The sequence below is a fragment of the Neisseria sp. P0021.S005 genome (assembly GCF_051956955.1).
This window is the reverse complement of the sequence record NZ_JBQCWY010000452.1, coordinates 1-2,512: the sequence shown is the minus strand read 5'-3', so window position 1 is coordinate 2,512 and position 2,512 is coordinate 1. Positions and strand designations below refer to the sequence as shown.

Annotated in this window: 3 protein-coding genes and 2 pseudogenes; all 5 read left to right on the top strand. The window is 51.2% G+C overall.

All coding sequences use genetic code 11. The annotated features are described in order from the left end of the window. A pseudogene (locus ACTHUE_RS15475) lies at nt 1-97 on the top strand (phenylphosphate carboxylase subunit delta); the annotation flags it as partial. Continuing rightward, nucleotides 94-675 carry an LPS export ABC transporter periplasmic protein LptC gene (gene lptC, locus ACTHUE_RS15470; protein WP_004518853.1) on the top strand — a complete coding sequence of 194 codons (582 nt, stop codon included), beginning with the start codon at nt 94-96 and terminating at the stop codon, nt 673-675. The pseudogene ACTHUE_RS15475 and the gene lptC, both read left to right, overlap by 4 nt. Further along, nucleotides 656-1,186, top strand: a complete 531-nt coding sequence (lptA, locus tag ACTHUE_RS15465) for a lipopolysaccharide transport periplasmic protein LptA (protein ID WP_004518852.1) — start codon at nt 656-658, stop codon at nt 1,184-1,186. The genes lptC and lptA overlap by 20 nt, the downstream gene beginning before the upstream one ends. 70 nt (nt 1,187-1,256) lie before the next feature. Continuing rightward, nucleotides 1,257-1,991: an LPS export ABC transporter ATP-binding protein gene (gene lptB, locus ACTHUE_RS15460; RefSeq protein WP_003679854.1), complete on the top strand. Its 735-nt coding sequence runs from the start codon at nt 1,257-1,259 to the stop codon at nt 1,989-1,991. Between the two features lie 165 nt (nt 1,992-2,156). Further along, nucleotides 2,157-2,512 (top strand): annotated as a pseudogene (locus ACTHUE_RS15455) (RNA polymerase factor sigma-54); the annotation flags it as partial.

Genomic DNA, 2,512 nt, shown 5'->3' with positions numbered 1-2,512 from the left:
ACGTTCCGGCGGCGCAGGCGCGGTGCGTGAAGTGTGCGATTTGATTATGCAGGCGCAAGGTACGCTTGAACCTGCTTTGAAAGAGTATGTACGATGAAAATCAGATGGCGTTACGGAATCGCCTTTCCGCTGGTGTTGGCCGTTTCACTCGGCGCACTGGCGGCGTGGCTCGGCCGCATCAGCGAAGTGCAGGTCGAAGAAGTCGTCCTCAATCCGAATGAGCCGCAATATTCGATGAAAGGCATCAACGGCAAACGTTTTGACCAAGAAGGCCGTCTGAAAGAAAACCTGAGCGCGGTCGATGCCGTCCAATATCCGAATAGCGCAGACGTGCATTTGGACAAACCACATCTTTCGTTTTACCGCGACGGCAGCCTGCTGTACGAAGTCGGCAGTGACAAAGCAGCGTACAATATTCAAAACAAGAAAGTCGTTTTTGAACAGAATGTTGTCTTAAACAAAGCGGCAGATGCCAAGCGTTTGGCCGGCATCGTCAAAACCGAACGCTTGAATGTCGATACCGAGGCGCAATACGCCCATACCGACAGCCCCGTTACTTTCCAATACGGACAGTCCAGCGGTCAGGCAAACGGCATGACTTATGATCACAAAACCGGTTTGCTGAATTTCCCTTCCAAAGTGAAAGCCACAATTTATGATACAAAAAATTTGTAAAACTTTAGCCCTTGTTGCCGTTTTTGCCGCCAGCCCGGCCTTTGCCCTGCAAAGCGACAGCAAGCAGCCGATTCAAATCGAAGCCGACCAAGGCTCGCTTGACCAAAACAACCAAAGCACCACCTTTTCCGGCAACGTCATCATCAAACAAGGCACGCTCAATATCCGTGCCGGCAGCGTGACCGTTTCGCGCAACGACAAAAGCGAGCAGTTGATGAAAGCCACCGGCTCGCCCGTCAAATTCAGCCAAGAGTTGGACGGCGGCAAAGGCGTAGTCAACGGCCAAGCCAATACCGTCATGTATTCTTCCGCAGCCAACCTCGTTACTCTGTCCGGCAATGCCAAAGTACAGCGCGGCGGCGATGTGGCCGAAGGTGCGGTCATCACTTACAACACCAAAACCGAGGTTTACACCATCAACGGCAGCGCCAAATCCGGTGTGAAATCCGCCGCCAAATCCGGCCGCGTCAGCGTTGTTATCCAGCCGTCCAGTACGCAGAAAAACAAATAAGAAAACACACAAAAAGGCCGTCTGAAAAAGTTTCAGACGGCCTGAGGTCAATATCGAAAGTCAACAGAATATGAGCGCAAACAACAGCCGTCTTGTGGTTCAAAACCTGCAAAAAAGTTTCAAAAAACGCCAAGTCGTCAAAAGCTTCTCCCTTGAAATCGAAAGCGGCGAAGTCATCGGCCTGCTCGGCCCCAACGGCGCGGGTAAGACCACCAGCTTTTACATGATAGTCGGCCTGATTGCCGCCGATGCAGGCAGCGTAATGTTGGACGGCCAAGAATTGCGCCACCTGCCCATTCACGAACGCGCCCGCCTCGGCGTTGGCTATCTGCCGCAGGAGGCCTCGATTTTCCGCAAAATGACCGTGGAACAAAATATCCGCGCCATTTTGGAAATCAGCATGAAGGACAAAAGCCGCATCGATGCCGAACTTGAAAAACTGTTGGCAGATTTGAATATTGAGCGCCTGCGCAACAACCCTGCGCCGTCCTTGTCCGGTGGCGAACGCCGCCGTGTCGAAATCGCGCGCGTGTTGGCCATGCAGCCGCGTTTCATTTTGTTGGACGAACCTTTTGCCGGCGTTGACCCGATTGCCGTCATCGATATTCAGAAAATCATCGAGTTCCTCAAATCACGCGGTATCGGCGTATTGATTACCGACCACAACGTGCGCGAAACCCTCAGCATCTGCGACCGTGCCTACATCATCAGCGACGGTACGGTATTGGCTTCAGGCAAGCCGGATGATTTAGTCAACAATGAACAAGTCCGTTCGGTTTATTTGGGTGAAAATTTCAAATATTGAATGCATATTTGACGGTATATGAGACCCTCATTTCAATTGAGGGCGGCTATAAATATTGGAATAATCACTAAAAATACAAATATAATACCGATAAACTAATCTTTCAGACGGCCTGCCGTATAAAGGCCGTCTGAAAAACTATCCATACATTTCGAATTAAACACTATGTCTTCACTCGTCCTTAAACTCAAACAGACCCAGCAGCTCAACCAGCGGCTGCAACAGTCTCTGCGCATCTTGCAGATGTCGGGTCTTGAGCTTGAGCGCGAAGTGGAAGACTGGTTGTCAGACAATCCTCTGCTTGAGCGTCCGGAAAGCGATGAATTTGCCGATAGCGGGCTCAACCGTGCGGTAACCATGCCGCGCGCAGGTCAGCAGTTGAGCGGCGACGATGCCGAAGATATTTGGAGCAACATCGCCGAAGAAGAGGATTTCAAACACTATCTGCATGCCCAAGTGTGCGAGCATCCGCTCTCGCAAGTGGAAGCGGCCTATGTTCACGTCTTGATTGATTTTTTGGA